General features: G+C 41.8%; 18 protein-coding genes and 1 riboswitch. Of the genes, 5 read left to right on the top strand and 13 right to left on the bottom strand.

Translation table 11 applies throughout. From position 1 onward, the window contains the following. Nucleotides 1–107: 107 nt before the first annotated feature. Nucleotides 108–250: riboswitch (FMN riboswitch) on the bottom strand. A 148-nt stretch (nucleotides 251–398) separates the two neighbouring features. From M1E09_RS08375 to M1E09_RS08330, 10 genes are all read right to left on the bottom strand, one after another. After that, nucleotides 399–719, bottom strand: coding sequence for a four-helix bundle copper-binding protein (locus M1E09_RS08375; RefSeq protein ID WP_456274380.1), 321 nt, complete (start codon nucleotides 717–719; stop codon nucleotides 399–401). Between the two features lie 71 nt (nucleotides 720–790). After that, nucleotides 791–1,471 (bottom strand): hypothetical protein, encoded by a 681-nt coding sequence (locus M1E09_RS08370; RefSeq protein WP_456274379.1) that lies wholly within the window; start codon nucleotides 1,469–1,471, stop codon nucleotides 791–793. Nucleotides 1,472–1,590: 119 nt separating this feature from the next. Further along, on the bottom strand, nucleotides 1,591–2,022 hold the full coding sequence (locus tag M1E09_RS08365; RefSeq protein WP_456274378.1) for an NUDIX hydrolase: 432 nt from the start codon (nucleotides 2,020–2,022) through the stop codon (nucleotides 1,591–1,593). Nucleotides 2,023–2,105: 83 nt separating this feature from the next. After that, nucleotides 2,106–2,984 carry a patatin-like phospholipase family protein gene (locus tag M1E09_RS08360; protein ID WP_456274377.1) on the bottom strand — a complete coding sequence of 293 codons (879 nt, stop codon included), beginning with the start codon at nucleotides 2,982–2,984 and terminating at the stop codon, nucleotides 2,106–2,108. A gap of 98 nt (nucleotides 2,985–3,082) precedes the next feature. After that, nucleotides 3,083–3,925, bottom strand: coding sequence for a GNAT family N-acetyltransferase (locus M1E09_RS08355; protein WP_456274376.1), 843 nt, complete (start codon nucleotides 3,923–3,925; stop codon nucleotides 3,083–3,085). 127 nt (nucleotides 3,926–4,052) lie between these two features. After that, on the bottom strand, nucleotides 4,053–4,829 hold the full coding sequence (locus M1E09_RS08350; RefSeq protein WP_456274375.1) for an ABC transporter permease: 777 nt from the start codon (nucleotides 4,827–4,829) through the stop codon (nucleotides 4,053–4,055). Continuing rightward, nucleotides 4,826–5,731 carry an ABC transporter ATP-binding protein gene (locus tag M1E09_RS08345; protein WP_456274374.1) on the bottom strand — a complete coding sequence of 302 codons (906 nt, stop codon included), beginning with the start codon at nucleotides 5,729–5,731 and terminating at the stop codon, nucleotides 4,826–4,828. Before M1E09_RS08345 ends, M1E09_RS08350 begins: the two co-directional genes overlap by 4 nt. Continuing rightward, the gene (locus tag M1E09_RS08340) at nucleotides 5,728–5,943 is read right to left on the bottom strand and encodes a PLD nuclease N-terminal domain-containing protein (RefSeq protein ID WP_456274373.1); all 216 of its coding nucleotides are present in this window, start codon (nucleotides 5,941–5,943) and stop codon (nucleotides 5,728–5,730) included. Before M1E09_RS08340 ends, M1E09_RS08345 begins: the two co-directional genes overlap by 4 nt. 197 nt (nucleotides 5,944–6,140) lie before the next feature. After that, complete coding sequence (locus M1E09_RS08335; RefSeq protein WP_456274372.1) at nucleotides 6,141–7,139, bottom strand: helix-turn-helix transcriptional regulator; 999 nt, start codon at nucleotides 7,137–7,139, stop codon at nucleotides 6,141–6,143. A gap of 160 nt (nucleotides 7,140–7,299) precedes the next feature. Beyond that, nucleotides 7,300–7,626: a DUF4870 domain-containing protein gene (locus M1E09_RS08330; RefSeq protein ID WP_456274371.1), complete on the bottom strand. Its 327-nt coding sequence runs from the start codon at nucleotides 7,624–7,626 to the stop codon at nucleotides 7,300–7,302. 226 nt (nucleotides 7,627–7,852) lie between these two features. On the opposite strand from M1E09_RS08330, the gene M1E09_RS08325 reads away from it, so the two are divergent. The 4 genes from M1E09_RS08325 to M1E09_RS08310 all read left to right on the top strand — a co-directional run bounded on the left by M1E09_RS08325 (nucleotide 7,853) and on the right by M1E09_RS08310 (nucleotide 11,294). Then, on the top strand, nucleotides 7,853–8,632 hold the full coding sequence (locus M1E09_RS08325; RefSeq protein ID WP_456274943.1) for an undecaprenyl-diphosphate phosphatase: 780 nt from the start codon (nucleotides 7,853–7,855) through the stop codon (nucleotides 8,630–8,632). Nucleotides 8,633–8,644: 12 nt separating this feature from the next. Then, entirely contained in the window at nucleotides 8,645–9,244 is a 600-nt protein-coding gene (locus M1E09_RS08320) for a DedA family protein (RefSeq protein ID WP_456274370.1), read from the top strand. A gap of 83 nt (nucleotides 9,245–9,327) precedes the next feature. Beyond that, on the top strand, nucleotides 9,328–10,458 hold the full coding sequence (locus M1E09_RS08315; RefSeq protein ID WP_456274369.1) for an amidohydrolase: 1,131 nt from the start codon (nucleotides 9,328–9,330) through the stop codon (nucleotides 10,456–10,458). A 284-nt stretch (nucleotides 10,459–10,742) separates the two neighbouring features. Beyond that, nucleotides 10,743–11,294, top strand: a complete 552-nt coding sequence (locus M1E09_RS08310) for a GNAT family N-acetyltransferase (RefSeq protein WP_456274368.1) — start codon at nucleotides 10,743–10,745, stop codon at nucleotides 11,292–11,294. Between the two features lie 45 nt (nucleotides 11,295–11,339). Here the strand turns inward: M1E09_RS08310 and M1E09_RS08305 are convergent, their stop codons facing one another. Further along, complete coding sequence (locus M1E09_RS08305; RefSeq protein ID WP_456274367.1) at nucleotides 11,340–12,410, bottom strand: undecaprenyldiphospho-muramoylpentapeptide beta-N-acetylglucosaminyltransferase; 1,071 nt, start codon at nucleotides 12,408–12,410, stop codon at nucleotides 11,340–11,342. A 219-nt stretch (nucleotides 12,411–12,629) separates the two neighbouring features. Here M1E09_RS08305 and M1E09_RS08300 point away from each other — a divergent pair, with 219 nt between their 5' ends. Continuing rightward, the gene (locus M1E09_RS08300; protein ID WP_456274365.1) at nucleotides 12,630–13,994 is read left to right on the top strand and encodes an MATE family efflux transporter; all 1,365 of its coding nucleotides are present in this window, start codon (nucleotides 12,630–12,632) and stop codon (nucleotides 13,992–13,994) included. 42 nt (nucleotides 13,995–14,036) lie between these two features. Here M1E09_RS08300 and M1E09_RS08295 read toward each other — a convergent pair whose 3' ends face one another. Next, nucleotides 14,037–14,552: a GNAT family N-acetyltransferase gene (locus tag M1E09_RS08295; RefSeq protein ID WP_456274364.1), complete on the bottom strand. Its 516-nt coding sequence runs from the start codon at nucleotides 14,550–14,552 to the stop codon at nucleotides 14,037–14,039. Between the two features lie 1,040 nt (nucleotides 14,553–15,592). Next, nucleotides 15,593–16,348 (bottom strand): CAP domain-containing protein, encoded by a 756-nt coding sequence (locus tag M1E09_RS08290; RefSeq protein WP_456274942.1) that lies wholly within the window; start codon nucleotides 16,346–16,348, stop codon nucleotides 15,593–15,595. Nucleotides 16,349–16,439 lie beyond the last annotated feature (91 nt).

The following is a 16,439-nucleotide window of genomic DNA, read 5'->3' as shown; positions in this document are numbered from 1 at the left end:
ATATCTCCCAAATATATTGCAGACAAATAAAAACCCTGAGTGGTTGGAGCACTCAGGGAGATAGTCATAATTAAATAAGCGTATAAAACTGTATGTTTTTTACGCGACTTTTCCTTCTCCCATCCAGACTGTCACTGTCGGCTTTGGAGTTTCACCAAATCCACCGTCATTCAAAAAATGCCGGGTCACGGACTAAGAACATTTGTTCATCACCGCCGGTAGGGAATTTCACCCCGCCCCGAAGGAAATTCTATTCGATTATTTTTACTATACCATAATAGGAAAGGAGTTGCATTACAGAATGCTTTACAACTATTCCTATCACTGGTTCCTATTTGGTATACAAATAGGAACCTGCTATAAAAGGAATCCTTGCCAAAAGCTTGGAGTAAGAGTCTTCACCCAGCCATTTTTCTGCACTCTTCTGCACAGGTAAAACAAATCTCCGCACAGACCTGGCAGTGTCTGTAATCAAATGATCTGCACTCCACTCCACATGCTTCACAAATTTCTGCACAAACTGCACAAATTTGCTTGGCAAACTTGCTGCTCCTCTGCATTACAGCAACAGAATACGCGCATATTTCTGCACATTCCCTGACAAGCTCAATACACTTTGCCATTTTTTCCTCTTCTTTCAAACAGGCATGATAGCATACATTGCAAGCCTCCATGCACTCGAGGCAGGATTTTATGCAGTTCTTATATCCAGCATCCATTGATTTCCCTCCTATTCAGGTCTTCCTATAACTTTCCCTAAATGAAGAAAAACTTTCCACAATTCCATTCATCAAATCAAGTAGTAATTATCGAGAAAGATCAGAACGAATATCAAGGTCCAGTCATTGTCAGCCCAACAGTCTGTCTTGAAGTGAATGAGGATGCTGGATGGATCAAATAAATGCTGTTTTCCCTGCGGCAGCCATCCACGGGATATAGTGCAAATTCTTCTATCATCCAGGAATAAGTGCCATCCCTCTCCTTCTCTCTTTATCACTGCCTCCATTCCATCCGTGCCTTTCCAGGAGCAAATTCCTTTGGCTTTACTGAAAAGGAAAGACCTACTATTTTCTCCTGTGACTAACTCCATTTTATTTTTCCATCTTGTACAAACTATTTTTTCACTATCGCTTAAGCCTTCTATTCTCCATATTCCTCTTTTTTTACATGCTCTCAGTTTCATCACTCCGTCAAAACCAAAAAAGCATGCCGTAGAATCCGATTTAGCGGCGATAAGATAGTGCTCACTGGGAACGGCATTACTTTGTAAAGCTTCCCTTGACCGGGCAACTTCGCCAGCATACATAATAGATAGGCAAATATATGCTATACCAAAAATCACGAGAAATAAGTAAAAAAGGATATGAACGCCTGGTATCAGCAGGCTTAAAAGTACAGCTGACAATAAAGAAGCAATAGCCCGCTTTAAATAGAGCCGGCCTGTTTTTTGATAAAAAAGGGAGATATTCATATTGAACGTTCACTCCTTAATAGAGTTCTATTCATGTTATGAATCTGAGAGGACTAATAGAACATATAAAAGAGAGTCAAGGATGAATCTATTAATAATGCTGGATGGGGGATGAGCTATCAACTGCCAGGGTAATCCTCTATAAACCTGAACACCCTGTTCTTCACTAAATCATCAATAATGGCAGGGGATAATAATCCGGTTATTTGATCTTTGTCAGCCCAGAGATATTCACTATGCTCCTTTGACAGGACAACATCCCTGCTGTTGCTTTTGCATAAGTAGGTAAGGACGATTACCTGCCTATTTGGGTCTGTTTTAAACGTAGTGGCATAGAGGATTTTTTCTATTAAAATATCCAGGCCTGTTTCTTCTTTCGCCTCCCTGACAAGAGCAGGCTCAAGATTCTCGCCAAAATCTATTTTGCCTCCCGCACATTCCCAAGTCCCTCCTCCGACTTCATCGTCATCTGCCCGTTTCACGATCAATGCCTTTCCTTCATTAAGGATCAGGCCTTTGACCGCAACCACCATTGTATTCTCTTTTTTCATTTCAACACCTTACCTTATCAAGGTTTATTAACAGAACGAAAAACCTCAAGGCGAAAAAAACAACTGCCTTGAGGAGATCCTGCCTAAATATTAACCAGCTCTGAATGAGATCCAGCCCATTTGCATAAACCAGAAAAATGTTTTTTGGCATCATGATACCCCTGGTTATATAAGTCTTCTAATTTTTGGGGATTGCGTTCGATTCGTCCTACTTTTAACGGTTCATCGGGCCGGATAATAAATACGTTCCCTTTCTTTTCTTCGCTCTCCAGATAGTCAATTGTTTCATTATACATCGAATACCTGTTTATCATTGCATCTCTCAAACCTGAATACTCAGGATACTTTCGCTTAGTGAAGTAGTTGAATTTGGACGGTCTTTTTTTATACCCTTTGTTTCTCGTAAGGATGACAACATTTTTTCTAAACCCATCCTCTTCAGCTTTTTTTATCGGGATAGGGTCGCTTATCCCTCCATCCAGCAAGTGGCGGCTCTGGAATTTGACTACAGGTGCGACGAAAGGCAGTGAACTTGAAGCACGAATCGGTGTCAGTACATCTTCCCCATAATCTTTCCGGTAATGATAAACCGGTTTGCCTGTATGGCAGTCTGTCGTTCCGATGACAAATTCAGATTCATTGTTGTGAAACGCATCATAATCATACGGGACAATCTTATTGGGAATTTCATCAAAGACAAAATCCATGCCAAACAGTTCACGTTTCCTAAGATAATTTCTCCATGAGAGATATTTAGGATTGCCGGCAAAACCGATATTCACCTTTTTGTTCCTTCCTTTTTGTTTGGATAAAAAAGAAGCAGCAATACATGCGCCTGCCGATACACCAATCACATATGGAAATTCAATATCCTGCTCAAGCAGGTACTCCAGCACACCGGCTGTGTAAACCCCTCTCATCCCCCCGCCTTCGAGGACCAGGCCGGTTTGTTTGAAAAGCATCCAGGTCACCTCTTTAGTAATAATTCAGAATAATATTATGTGTTTATATTACTATATTGTCTCATATTCCCCTGAAAAATTGTACTTCACAGCTCGGGCTAATAGCTGTTCTTTGGAACAACGACAGCTCCGCATTCCTTTTCATAGTATTCGATTGGCCCGGCTTCTCCCAGAATAATATATGCATAGCCCTTATCCTTCATATCTTGCAGAGCTGCATGAAGCAGCATGCTTCCCGCTCCGGTTTTTCTTTCATTTTTCACTACCCCCATAGGTCCGTATATACCTTTCTGTCTGCGGTATACGTCATAGGAGGAAAAACCCACGAGATTACTATCCTTCCAGGCCAGAAATATCGGAATCTCCTGTTGCTTGAAACCATACTTAAGAGTCTTCACCCAGGGTTCTCCAAATTCGGCAGCGGTAAATTCCAATACCCTCTCCTCATCTGTTTTGGCAGCACGCAGTATGGTGAGCTCCCGATTTGTCATCTCTTTTTTCTGGTAGACATTCATGGAGACAATCAGATCACGTGCTGTGGTGACGCTTTCTTGTATTCTCTCATGAGGCAGGCTGCTCATGAGGGCTCGTTCTTCTTCCGTCCATGTCTGATAAAACGCCTTTATGATGTGTCCCTCATTCAAATAGATTTGATCATAACGAGTCATGATTTCCAAGGACCTGTTCCATAAAATCTCTGTGCTTGGAGAGATACCGATGGAAAAATCTTTATGAGGGACTGCTGTTTCTTCAGTTCCAGCTCTACCAGAGAGAAGTCCATGCATTTCCTCTTCAATCAATAAGAACATTTCCAGCAGCGTACCTTTTTTTACAAGGGCCGCCCCGAGAAAAAGGTCAACCGGCTGCAGAGGACCTTTACATATTGCCTCAGCATTCTTAATAAGCTGCTGCACTTTTTCTGTAAGATAATAATCCGTCAATATATATACCTCCTTTTTAAAATGGTATTGATCTCAATATTGCATTACTTATAACAAAAGACCGATTCTTGTCGGAAGAATCGGCTGGGATTTATCTAGTATTCTACATCACTTCTTTGTTTTCCTATTACAACTCACTTTTTTTGAATAAAACAGGTGAAAGGAACAGCAGCAGACCAATAAGGAGTGTCGTAACAGCCAGAGTGAGGGTCAGTTCAGACGACCAATTTCCATCTATAAGAATTTCAGCAACATAGGCAGACAGCTGAGAGGGCGACCATTGCAGCTGTTCTGAAAGTGTACTGGACACAAACGAGAGTAGAACGGATACACCAATGGCGGAAAAAGCTGCAAATCCCGAAGAAGATGTAATACTGCTGAAGAACACAGTCAACGTCACGACGAAAGAAAGCCAAAACCCATAAATAACCAAGGACTGCAAAAATTCAGCTGCTGAAATGTTTTCGAATAGGATATTAATATAATACCAGCTTGACAGCATCCCTAATCCATAGGATACCCAGACAACGATGATGGCAGCAGTCCACTTGGATAGAATGTAATTGAAGTAAGAAACCGGTTTAACAAGCACAAGTGAAGCACATCCGTTCTTTTTCTCCCCTGATACAGTCCCCATGAAGGCAAGAACGATGATCAGGACACCCATCGTGCTGTATTGACCAATAGTGGAAAGCAGGACTTCTTCAGAAGTAGGGGTCGGGATTTTAATTACTGCACCATCTGGAAGGTTGCCGACGGCGTTGAGAATATCGGGCATATAATAGGCTGATAGCGGTTCTGTAATCCCGAAAAGGATGAAAACAATCGGCATCCACAGCCACTTGAAATTACGCCTTGATTCAAGCAGTTCTTTCCTTAAAAGTACAGTGAATTGTTTCATCATTTCACCACCTTCATGAATATTTCTTCCAGGCTGCTCTCGCTGGTTTCGAACTTACTTACAGGGACGTTATTTTCTGCCAATGCTTTTAACACTTCATCTCTTGCCGAACTAACTTCTTTTACCTGAAGCCGAACAGAATACCCATTCAGTGCATGACCTGAAATGGAAGGCAATCCAATAAGATGTTTGATATAGCTTTCGGCTTTATCCTCGAATTGGACGGTCAGCATTGCTTCTTTATACTTCTTCTTGATATCCTTCAAGGAACCACTTTCCACCAGTTTTCCTTTATGGAGGAACAATATATCATCACAGATTTCTTCAGCATCATTCAATATATGGGTGGAAAATAAAATTGTCGTTTCCTGTTTCAGCTTTGCCAATAATTCAAGCACTTCACGGCGGCCGAAAGGGTCAAGGGCAGAAACCGGTTCGTCCAACATGATTAACTTTGGCCGGTGAATGAGTGCCTGCGCAATCCCCAGCCTCTGCTTCATGCCGCCAGAGAATTGTCCAACCCTTCTACTTTGGGCATCCCTCAAGCCGACTAGCTCCAGCAGGTCAGCAGTCCGCTTTCCGGCATCCCTTTTGTTCATCCCTGCTACTTCCCCAGAAAACATCATGTACTCCTCTGCAGACATCCACTCAAAAAACGATGGATATTGGGGAAGATAGCCAATCAGCGGACGCAGGTCTTTTGTGTTTGGGAACAACTCCGATGTTACTTTGCCGGAAGTCGGGCTGATCAAACCGGCAAGCATTTTAATTGTCGTTGTTTTCCCTGCGCCATTCGGCCCGAGAAGAGCCGTACACTTCCCTTCTTCCAGGCTGAAATTGATATCTTCAACTGCCAGCTTTTCTTTATATTCTTTACGCAGGCTGTTTACGTTAATGACGTTCATCCATTCTGTCTCCTTCCGATTACAAAGTAGGCAATCGGACCGATGATATTAACGAATAGAATGAGCAGTACCCACAGCCATTTAGGTCCATTTGTATCTTTTATTCTTATAACATCTACAAGAGCAGTGATCATCAGAATGAATTGAATAATGATAAGAGGAGCAATCAATCCCCAGTTTATTGATTCTAATGCTTGCTGTAATTCTGTCATTAAGAATTCCTCCCTGGTTTCTCATTTTGTTTTCTCGATGATAATACGAAGTAGTTCTCATTTCGTTCAAAACTTTTTTGAATTATTTTTTTGAAAATTATCCTCATGCATTTATTGCAGAATTTTTATCTATTCTTTCAATAAGCCTTACGCAAAAAAGCAGCCTCTGTAATAACAGAGAACTGCTTTTTGTGTTTCTATTCATAAATTCTATTCATCTTCTCTATTTCTGCTTTTATTTTTCCGACGAGGGAAGGCGGCGACAGTACTTTTGCCTGGCTCCCCCAGTTCAATATCCAGCTGACTAGACCGTTGCTGATTCTGGCTTTAGTCGTAAGGATAAAGTGGCCTTCATCTTCTTTTAGAATTTCTATATCTCTTCCAAATTTATCAATCATTACATTGATCAGGCCGTTATCGATACGGACTTTGATCCATTCTTCTGAGCCGGCGAACATGTGAAAAGTCGATTGCACATATTTGCTCACATCAAAAGGTTCATAACTAAAGTTTTCGTTTGTCAGCTCAACATTCCTCAAGCGATCTACCCTGTAATGGCGAATCTCCTCTGCCTCCATGAAGTAAGCGATAAGATAATAGAAATCATTTGTCCATGTTAAGGCAAGCGGCTTCACCTGGTACAGCCTGCCTTTATGGCTCAATGAAAATTGCTTGTCCACATTATACCTGCCGTATTGAAAAGTAATCATCTTCTTTTCTGCAATCGCCTGATGCAATTCATGAATGGTGAGCCGCACCATGGGGCTTTCACTTTTCACCGACGAATCTATCAATATTTCATTTTGCAGCAGCTTTGCCTGGTGAATGCTTGTCAGCTTTTTTATTTTTCGGATCAGGTTCTTCGTTTCGTTTTTGGTGATGAAGCGTGCAGAAACGACAGCATCTATCAGTATTCTAAGTTCATATAGTTCAAACAAGCGGTACTGGTGGCTGTAGTATTTAGGAAGACCTTCTTTTACCTGATTGATGGTTACATCGAAACCCGATTGAATCAGCTGGTCAATATCATCTTTCAGTGAGTTCTTGTTCAGCTTCATCTCTTCCCCGTAGACTCTTTTAAATTGAAGCATCAATTCATCAAAAGAAAGTTCATGTTCTTCATCGGTTTGTTCCCTCAGTATCTCCATCAGTTTTAATAAACGCTCTTTGTTGTTTACACGGACCAATTCACTCACCTCACTAACTATTCTAGCAAACTTTATAGTTAAATTATTCAAAAAAGTCTGTTTTCACAAAAAAGCCGCGCTGCTTAACCAGCAGGCGGCTTAATGGTTTAACGCTTTAAAGCGTTAAGAGGGACAGTCCCCTATGGCGCTTTAAAGGGGTAAAGGCTTGTTACTTTATGATACGGAAGATGGCCGGAATTCGGTAGTACTCGCCCTCATATGCTTTGATCGCTCCCAGTATAGTGAAGATGAAGGCCATGAGTCCGACAATCGGCATAAGGATAAATCCGACAAGGATAATCATCAGAAGTGAACTGACGAGTCCGTATACAAAATAGGAAATCAGAAAGTTCATATATTCCTTCCCGTGATAATCGATGAAATCTGAGTCATCCTTCTTGAGGAGCCAGATAACCAGCGGTCCGATAAAGACAGTAAAAAAACTGATAATGTAAATAAATGCGGCTAATAACCTTTCATCTCTTGATGATTCCAAAAGTATTCCCCCTAAAAATATTTCCTTCTAATTAACTATACGTTTGAGTACCAGGAAAGTTTCACAGTTTTTTAGTTTGTGCTTTAGCGCATTAATGTGCTAAGAGGGACTGTCCCTCTTAGTGCATTAACGTGGTGAAGCGTTTTTGTCGAGGAAGACGTTCTTCTTCTGCCGTTTTTGAATATATGTTTATAGAAACCTTGTCCAGGAAGGATGAACGTATATGATGTCAAAACTAGAAGCCCTCATACTGGGTATGATTCAGGGCTTGACTGAATTCCTGCCCATTTCAAGTACAGGACACCTTTATATCGGAAGAAAAGCCTTTGGACTGGAAGATGCCGGACTTTTCCTTGATACGATGCTGCATTTGGGTACTTTATTGGCTGTTCTAGTCGTTTATCAGAAGGAATTATTGTATATGGTCCGCCACCCCTTCAGCAAACTCAGCTTCATCCTGATTGTCGGTACCATCCCTGCCGTCATTATCGGCTTTTCTTTTGAAGATTACTTCGATAAGATCTCAACAACCGGAAGTACAATCGGCTGGGAATTCCTTATTACCGGATTAATTATGTATATTGCTGACGGTGTAAAAGATGGCTTTAAAAAACTTGAGGACCTCACCTATACAGATGCATTTGTGATTGGAAGTTTTCAGGCAGCTGCCATCTTTCCTGCACTCTCCCGCTCAGGTTTAACGATCGCTGCCGGCCTGTTCCGCAAGCTCGACCGGCAGACAGCTGCCTATTTTTCTTTCCTTCTTTCTACACCTGCGATTCTTGGCGGCCTGGTGATGAAAGGAAAGGATCTTTTCACCGGCCACGTCGAAGCAGTCTCTCTAACTTCTCTCATGGTCGGGACAGTGGCTTCAGCTGTATTTGGTTATATAGCCATAGTTGCAATGATCAATTTCCTGAAAAACCGATCACTGAAAATTTTCTCCTACTATGTATGGGGACTAGGCATTGTGATTTTAATTCTTCAATGGACCGGAATTTTTTAAGGAGGTTGCCTGATGGGAAACGATTGGATTTCAGGACTGCTGCAACTATTATCTGATTGGGGATACTTTGGAATTGCATTTGGTTTGATGATAGAAGTGATTCCAAGCGAACTAGTATTGAGTTATGGCGGTTATCTGGTCTCTGCAAACAAACTCAACTTCTTAGGCGCTCTTCTTGCCGGCATCGTTGGAGGCACATTGGCTCAAGTATTTTTATATTGGCTCGGCCTGTATGGAGGAAGGCCTTTCTTTGAAAAATGGGGGAAGTTCCTGTTCATCCATGAAAAACATCTTACAGCATCTGAAGAATGGTTTACCCGTTATGGATCCTTTGTCATTTTTTCAGCCCGGTTTATCCCGGTCGTCCGCCATGCCATCTCAATTCCGGCGGGCATAGGCAAAATGAAATTTTCTTTGTTTCTCCTTTATACATTTGCCGCGATGATTCCATGGACAATCCTATTCCTGCTGATCGGGATGGAGCTGGGAGACCATTGGGAGCAAATTGAAATTATCGGCAGCCAATATATTAAGCCTGTTGCATTCATCGCCAGTTCGGGAATTGTTTTTTATTTTGCTGTACAACTTTTAAAAGGCAAAAAAAATAAATAGCTTGGTTGAACAAATTCCGGCTTCAATTAACTCTCAACTTTGTTTACAATAATATCAATTCATAAACAAAAGGAATTGAAGTCATGCAAAAACTATTATTAAAAAATGCAACTATATATACAATTACCGCTGGCATAATTTCCAATGGCAATGTGCAGATTGAAGAAGGAAAAATCAAAAAAATATCGATTGAGCCTTCAATAGATTTGTCTGGTGTTACAGTGATCGACTGTAAAGGCAGGCCGCTTCTTCCAGGGTTCATTGATGTGCATACCCACCTGGGACTTTACGATGAAGGGACAGGGTGGGCCGGAAATGACGCGAATGAGACGATTGAGCCTATGACCCCGCATATCCGGGCCTTTGATGGCGTTTATCCTCTCGATCCCGGCTTCCAGGACGCATTAAAGTACGGCGTGACCACTGTAAATGTCATGCCAGGAAGCGCCAATGTCATCGGCGGAACCACTGCTGTCATTAAAACCTTCGGCAAAAACGTCGCATCCATGCTCGTTAGGGAAACATCGGGTTTAAAGCTCGCTTTAGGGGAAAACCCAAAAAGGATCCACAGTAACGGAAACAATGATTCCATCACACGAATGGGCATCATGGGAATGTTGAGAGAAGCCTTCTTCCATGCAAAGTATTGCGATCAGCCTGAAGAGCTTAGAGTAGCTCCTCTAGTGATGGCTTTGAAGAAAGAGATTCCGGTGCGGATCCATGCCCACCGAGCGGATGATATCCTGTCGGCGGTCCGGTTTGCCCAGGAATTTGACCTTGATTTAAGGATTGAACATTGTACAGAAGGACATCTGATTGCGAATGAACTGCGAGATTTATCCTTAAAGGTATGTGTGGGGCCAACGTTTACACGGAGATCAAAGGTCGAGTTAAAAAACAAAAGCTGGCTCACCTACCAGGAGCTCACAAAAAATGGTGTCGAGGTATCCATTACGACCGACCATCCATATACCCCTGTCCAGTACTTGAATATGTGTGCAGCAATAGCTGTCAGGGAGGGATGGAGCCTGGAAAGCGCATTGGCAGGCATTACTATACACCCGGCGAGAAACCTTGGAATTGACGGGCGTCTCGGCAGCATCGAAGAAGGAAAAGATGCTGATCTTGTTCTCTGGAGTGCACATCCGTTTGATTTTATGGCAAAACCTGTCCTTACTCTTGTAGATGGGGAAATCGCTTTCAAAAATTTGTAGATAATTGGTGAATTTTTTCATTAAAAATTAACGATTTACCTATTTATTTTTATGATTTTTTTTAGTATGATACGAACAGATGATATATTCCATTATATTGTTCACTAGCCGGGCAATCTGAATATATATGGCTTATGTAATGGAGGGAAGGCAAATGGTGCGCCACCAGTTTCTTGACTGGTCTTAGTGGGTTCGATTCCCACCCCGAAATTTTTTATGCGGTTTATGAAAAATTTCGAGGGTGGAGTCTTACGCTAAAAGACTGCCCTCATGGAGGGATACTAATGATCAAGAAACGCGAACTGCAGGACTGTCACGTTCTGTTTGATTTGATGGTGCACCCTGAGGTCTTCCCTTTTGTGCGTCAAAAAGCTCAATCTTATGATGAATTCCTGTTTTTGACGAAAAGCACAATTGAAGCCGAAGAGCGCGGAGAACTTATTTCACGTACAATTGCCGATGAATGGGGCAACCCTATTGGCACAATCAACTTATTCGACATTGAGAATGGCGCGGGCTTCCTTGGAACGTGGATCGGCAAGCCATATCACGGAAAAGGCTACAATAAACCGGCCAAAGATGCTTTTTTCCAAGAGCTATTTTATGAGCTGGGAATGGAAACGGTTTTCATGAGAATCCGGAAAGTAAACATCCGTTCTCAAAAAGCCGCCGAAAAACTTCCTTATGTGATTAAGGCTAATGATTTAAGGCCATCCATCTATCAGCAGCTGAATGCTGAGGGGGATATTTACGACCTTTATGAAATTCCAAAAGATTTATATACAATGCATCTCTACAGCACTCCTCAAGAAGAAGAGCAAGCGATGGAGGCATAAGAAAAGCTCTGGATTCCCCTTATGGAACCAGAGCTTTTTGTTATATTATTTTGCCATATGCGATAGCTCATTGAACATATCCTCGATGGTGTAAGAGGACTTATTCTTTTCCATAGCTGTGATCATTTCACCGCTGTTTTGTTTAAGCTCGGCAAGTTTCTTCTTAAAAGTATCTGGATTCAATTCTTCCTCTTCCAACTTCAATGCGATTCCCTGCTTGACAAAAGAGTCAGCATTAATGATCTGGTCTCCCCTGCTTGCTTCCCGGGAAAGTGGAATAAGAAGCATCGGTATTTTAAGGGCCAGGAATTCAAAGATGGAATTTGAACCTGCGCGGGAAATGACATAATCCGTCATAGCAAGAAAATGTGGAAGCTCGGTCGAGACGTATTCATACTGCCGATACCCTTTTTGCTCCAGGGAGGGATCTAAATTGCCTTTTCCGCATAAATGGATGATTTGATATTTCTCCAGCAGCCCAGTTAGATTACTGCGAACAGAATCATTGATTTTTCGTGAACCTAGACTTCCTCCCATGATCATAAGAACGGGTTTGTTTTCATAGAACCCTGTCAGCCTCTTTCCTTCTGCCTTGTCACCCGCAAATAATTCTTCCCGGATGATGGCACCAGCACAAATCGATTTGTCTGAAGGCATACTGTTCAAAGTTTCCGGAAAGGTCGTGAATATTTTCGTTGCGAACGGGACTGCCAGTTTATTGGCCAATCCCGGTGTAAAGTCCGACTCATGGATGGCAGTTGGAATCCCGGACATCTTAGCTGCCATTACAACCGGTACGGAGACAAATCCACCCTTGGAAAAAATGACATCCGGCTTAGTTTTTCTAATAATCGTGAGGGCTTCCACAAGGCCTTTCGCCACTCTGAAAGGATCAGAAAAGTTTTTCCAGGAAAAGTACCTGCGCAGCTTTCCGCTTGAAATTCCATGGTAAGGTATGTCCGGGAATTGTTCCGTAATGATTTCATTCTCGATTCCATCCCTTGATCCTATGTAAGAAACCTTCCACCCCTGCTTTAGAAAAAACGGAATGAGGGCTGCATTAACGGTTACATGGCCGGCGGATCCACCGCCAGTAAAAAGTATATGTTTACTCATTATTATTCAAGCTCCTATCCATAAAGTATCCTTTATCATTATACACAGTATATTTTTAAACATTATCAAAATTATATATTAACACGGAAGTACCAGGGGTGACAGTGAAAAGTGGACTTCAATCAATCATTCTATACCCTTATCAAAAGGCAATTATGATATAATTCATAAGTTCCTTGTTACATACCGGAACAAATTTAGGTTTTGTGAGGCTGAAATATGAGACAGACTACCACTTTAAAAGATAAATACGGACAATTTCTGATCGTCCTTATTCCTATACTCGTGACTCAGCTTGGCATGTTCAGCATGAGCTTTTTCGATACGATGATGTCAGGAAAGTTTTCTTCCACTGATTTGGCAGGTGTAGCGATTGGTTCTTCTTTATGGGTCCCTGTTTTTACAGGTTTGAGCGGTATATTGCTTGCTGTTACACCAATTGTAGCCCAGCTTATCGGGGGTGACAGGCAAAAAGATGTGTCCTTTTCGGTGATACAAGGTATATATGCTGCGGCCTTTCTTGCAATTGCAGTGATTGTCGCAGGCTTCTTTCTCCTTGATCCGATTTTAAACAATATGAAACTTGAACCCGATGTCAGACTGATAGCGAAGAATTATTTACTGGCACTGGCATTCGGGGTTATTCCGCTGTTCATTTATAATGTCCTGCGTTCCTTTATAGACGCACTTGGCATGACCCGCGTCACCATGTATGTGACACTTACATCATTGCCCATCAACATCTTTTTTAATTATGTTCTGATCTTTGGTAAGTTTGGATTTCCTGAATTGGGAGGAGTCGGTGCAGGAGTTGCATCAGCGATTACTTACTGGCTCATTGCCCTGATTGCCTGGCTTGTGATTGATCGTTACTATCCTTTGAAGAGATTCAATATTTTCAGCAGGTGGTATGGCATCTCTCTTAGCAAATGGAAGGAAATCCTGCTGATAGGCATTCCAATAGGCCTCTCAATATTTTTTGAGGTAAGTATTTTTTCTGCGGTTACACTATTCATGAGTGAGTACAGCACCAATATCATCGCCGCCCATACTGCTGCTATAAACTTCGCGTCATTCTTATACATGATACCGTTAAGTATATCCATGGGATTAACGATTGTTGTCGGGTTTGAGGTTGGAGCTAAAAGACTTGAGGATGCCAAGGCATACAGCCTATTAGGTATAATTACAGCAGTCATTCTTGCGGTAGTTTACGGTATCATCCTGCTCTTATTCAGGGAGCCGATATCGGCACTGTACACAGATAATGCAGAGGTAAGCACACTGATTGTACACTTTTTACTGTATGCGGTGTTCTTTCAGCTGTCGGATGCGATTCAAGCTCCTGTCCAAGGTGCTTTGCGTGGCTACAAAGATGTTAACATCACATTCATCATGGCTTTGATTTCTTATTGGATCATCGGCTTGCCGCTCGGTTACTATTTGGCGAAGTTCACGGATTTCGGTCCTTATGGATACTGGGTAGGATTGATCTCCGGTTTAACAGCCGGCGCTATTACTTTATCGTGGCGCCTGGTTATAGTTCAAAGAAAGACGAAGCTCAAAATTAAAAGCACTACTTAAAGACAAAGACAGAACCGTTTTCAAATGGTTCTGTCTTTGTCTTTATTCCTCTTTCACTATTTTGTCATATGTATAAAATGGATTCTCTTTTCCCATAAACTGAATAGTTCCAGTTTGTTCAAAGCCATTTTTTATAAAAAGGGATTGTGCCTTCTTATTAAGGGAGTAGGTGTCCGTCCGGATATAAAATAGATTATGAACTTTTGACAATTTTTCTGCCTGTTCAATTAAAAGACTGGCAATCCCTTTGCCTCTTACTTCCGGATCAACGACCAGCCTGTGAAACAATATGGCCGGTTTAGCTTTTCTCCATTTGGGAGTGCTGTATTCCTGAGGTTCATTCATATCAATAGTGACGCTTCCTGCCACTTTACCATTTTCACCTTCGGCAACATAGAGAGTCTCATTCTCTGCATCGGCTGTGAAATGTGAAGCCAGCGGATACTCCTCTGTCCATTGATCAACATCTTCACTTTTCATAATGGCAACAGTCTTGTCGACACTCCTCATGATTTCCGGGATGTCATCAATCTTTCCTTTTCGAATTGTATATTGCATCAAGGTACCTCTCCTTTTTGTTTGTGTTTTTGAAAATACCATTAAATTTCATGAAATTCAAATTGTTGGCTTGAATGGGGTTATGCTCTGGCAGCCTTAAAAATTCTTAGAGCTGCATAACTAGTCGCGGGGAACCCTATTGGTGGTACATCTTTTTTGAACCATTTATTCCTTCTTTATACTTTTTAGCTGCTGGTACTTATTTTTTTGCTTATTGACTAGCTGACACTCTTCGGCATCTTTTAGATGGCATTTATCCTTCGCTTATTGACCAGCTATCCCTCTTCTGAATCTCTTAGATGGCATTTATCCTTTTCTTATTGACCAGCTATTCCTCTCCGGCACCTTCTAGATGGCATTTATCCTTGGCTTATTGACCAGCTATTCCTCTTCTGCATCTCTTAGATGGCATTTATCCTTTGCTTATTGACCAGCTATTCCTCTCCGGCACCTTCTAGATGGCATTTATCCTTGGCTTATTGACCAGCTATTCCTCTCCGGCACCTTCTAGATGGCATTTATCCTTTGCTTATTGACCAGCTATTCCTCTTCTGCATCTCTTAGATGGCATTTATCCTTTGCTTATTGACCAGCTATTCCTCTTCTGCATCTCTTAGATGGCATTTACCTTATCTTATTGACCAGCTATTCCTCTCCAACATTTCCTAGATGGCATTTATCCTTGGCTTATTGACCAGCTATTCCTCTCCAGCATTTCCTAGATGGTACTTATCCTTGGCTTATTGACCAGCTATTTCTCTCCGGCACCTTCTAGATGGCACTTACCCTAGCCTTATTGACCAGCTGACACCCTCTCACACCTTTCAGCTGGCATTTATCCTTTCCTTATTGACCAACTGCTCTTCTCCAGCACCTCTAAGCTGGCACTTCCCCTACGCTTATTGGTCTTCTATGCATTACACTCTTTTAGAGCTGGCACTATATAATAATACCAATCACTATCCAGATGCCCGACAAGCCTCCTAATACATAAAAAAAGAAACCTGAATAAATTCAGGCTTCCTTCAAACTGCTACTGTTTATTTTCCGATAAACATTTGTGTCCAGTAGTTTCCGTTTGCATTGTGGCCGACACCAATATGTGTAAAGTTGCTGCTAAGAATATTTTTACGGTGTCCTTCACTGTTCATCCATGCCTTCACTACCTCTTCCGGTGAACGCTGGCCCATTGCAATATTTTCACCGGCGGCCCGGTAGTCAATTCCAAAACTGTTCATCATATCAAATGGTGAACCGTATGTGGGGCTTGTATGTGAAAAATAGTTTTTCTTTTGCATATCATTTGATTTTTCACGCGCCACATCACTCAGTTCCGTGTCAACCTTCAGTGCTGGCAGTCCATTCTTGGCTCTCTCTTGGTTTGTCAGGTCTACTACCTGTTTTTCAAATTGGCTTAGTGTTCCGCTTACAGCTTCTGTACTATTTTCTTGTGCAGGCTGTGTTTGGGGAGCTGCAGGTGCTGTGCTTTCAGGTTCCGGCTGTTGGACAGCAGGTGTATCTTCTTGTGACGGCTGTTCCACAGCTGGTTGTTCTGGAGCAGGCTTCTCCTGAACTGGCTTTTGTGTTTCATCCTGGTATTTCCATTGAACATTATAATTAGACATTATATTCTGGATCCATTTGTTAAGGTCATCATGGTTTCCAGAGAATTGATAGGTATATACCTTTTTTTGTGTAGGATAATTCTGGCCGCTTGATGCTTCCGCACTATTAAAAAAAGGTGCAGCCATCAGTGTTAATGCTGTAGCAGTTGAGACAATCATTTTCTTTTTCATATTCATGGTGTTCCTCCTCAAAAATGTAGTTGCTGTGTTGCATATACATCATATCACCGGTTTTTTGTCATAATTGAGGAGAAAAATGGAA

The sequence above is a fragment of the Bacillus sp. AK031 genome (assembly GCF_053903065.1).
The sequence above is the reverse complement of the archived record's forward strand: the minus strand, read 5'-3'. Positions and strand labels throughout refer to the sequence as shown.

Coding starts and splice junctions, on each gene's coding strand:
- M1E09_RS08365 (WP_456274378.1), bottom strand. CDS start 2,022: ATGAAAAAAGAGAATACAATGGTGGTTGCGGTCAAAGGCCTGATCCTT.
- M1E09_RS08300 (WP_456274365.1), top strand. CDS start 12,630: ATGAGACAGACTACCACTTTAAAAGATAAATACGGACAATTTCTGATC.
- M1E09_RS08345 (WP_456274374.1), bottom strand. CDS start 5,731: ATGAACGTCATTAACGTAAACAGCCTGCGTAAAGAATATAAAGAAAAG.
- M1E09_RS08370 (WP_456274379.1), bottom strand. CDS start 1,471: ATGAATATCTCCCTTTTTTATCAAAAAACAGGCCGGCTCTATTTAAAG.
- M1E09_RS08375 (WP_456274380.1), bottom strand. CDS start 719: ATGGATGCTGGATATAAGAACTGCATAAAATCCTGCCTCGAGTGCATG.
- M1E09_RS08305 (WP_456274367.1), bottom strand. CDS start 12,410: ATGAGTAAACATATACTTTTTACTGGCGGTGGATCCGCCGGCCATGTA.
- M1E09_RS08290 (WP_456274942.1), bottom strand. CDS start 16,348: ATGAAAAAGAAAATGATTGTCTCAACTGCTACAGCATTAACACTGATG.
- M1E09_RS08295 (WP_456274364.1), bottom strand. CDS start 14,552: ATGCAATATACAATTCGAAAAGGAAAGATTGATGACATCCCGGAAATC.
- M1E09_RS08320 (WP_456274370.1), top strand. CDS start 8,645: ATGGGAAACGATTGGATTTCAGGACTGCTGCAACTATTATCTGATTGG.
- M1E09_RS08315 (WP_456274369.1), top strand. CDS start 9,328: ATGCAAAAACTATTATTAAAAAATGCAACTATATATACAATTACCGCT.
- M1E09_RS08350 (WP_456274375.1), bottom strand. CDS start 4,829: ATGATGAAACAATTCACTGTACTTTTAAGGAAAGAACTGCTTGAATCA.
- M1E09_RS08360 (WP_456274377.1), bottom strand. CDS start 2,984: ATGCTTTTCAAACAAACCGGCCTGGTCCTCGAAGGCGGGGGGATGAGA.
- M1E09_RS08340 (WP_456274373.1), bottom strand. CDS start 5,943: ATGACAGAATTACAGCAAGCATTAGAATCAATAAACTGGGGATTGATT.
- M1E09_RS08325 (WP_456274943.1), top strand. CDS start 7,853: ATGTCAAAACTAGAAGCCCTCATACTGGGTATGATTCAGGGCTTGACT.
- M1E09_RS08310 (WP_456274368.1), top strand. CDS start 10,743: ATGATCAAGAAACGCGAACTGCAGGACTGTCACGTTCTGTTTGATTTG.